At 54.7% G+C, this 720-nt stretch carries 2 protein-coding genes; both read right to left on the reverse strand.

All coding sequences use genetic code 11. The features are described 5' to 3' along the window. Positions 1-314 (reverse strand): DUF7828 domain-containing protein (locus tag BEB54_RS28135; RefSeq protein ID WP_063610979.1); only part of this gene is annotated, 314 nt, incomplete at its 3' end. A gap of 259 nt (positions 315-573) precedes the next feature. Continuing rightward, positions 574-720 (reverse strand): YagK/YfjJ domain-containing protein (locus BEB54_RS28140; RefSeq protein WP_032278728.1); only part of this gene is annotated, 147 nt, incomplete at its 5' end.

A 720-nucleotide genomic window follows, 5' to 3' on the forward strand; every position in this document is an offset into this window, starting at 1 on the left:
TCGTGGTGACATTGTCTGCAGTGCCAGCTGGCTTTACGCACCACGGGTAAGGCATCCGGTACGAATTGCTGCAGACGTTTAATCAACTGTATTTCTCTGCGCTCCGGCCTGACATAAGGGCACTGTTGACCGTGCTCTGTCAGCCTGTCGTCAGTGTGTTCAAACCAGGGAAGTTCAGTGTCGTATTGCGGATGGTATCTGAGTGCACTGCCACACAAGTGGCAGGTGTAGTTAGCATAAGGTGCGGCCTGTGCAGTACGGGCGCCCGTCAGACGTCCGTTGCCATCAAGAGCGATAAAGGATTTTGCGTACATAGTCATATTCCTCAGCCGCCAGACGACACGCAGGCAACAGCCGTCCCGGTACGGGCAGCGTGGTCAGGGTGTGAATGGCGGTTCAGTTAAAATCTGGACTGGAGTTTGGGTAAAGCAGGCTGGTTGCTGTTACAGCACTGTGGTTGTCACACAATGGAACACTGACGTAAAAAACAGTCAGTGGGCGAGTGGATACATCGTTGCCGCCAGACAACAACCCATACTTTTGGTTTGCCGGGTATTGGCGCGCCAGTCGTGCTCAACTCCGGCTACAGCCAAAATTGCGCTCACCGGTGCAGTGAGCTTTGGTATGCTCCTTCGCCAGATAGTCAGCACGTTCCAGCACCTGCTGAAAGCCAGTGTCATCATCGCGTTCCAGCCACACCGCCGGCCAGGCCGGAAAATG

It is taken from the genome of Escherichia sp. MOD1-EC6021, from assembly GCF_002965245.1.
Lineage (GTDB): Bacteria > Pseudomonadota > Gammaproteobacteria > Enterobacterales > Enterobacteriaceae > Escherichia > Escherichia coli_F.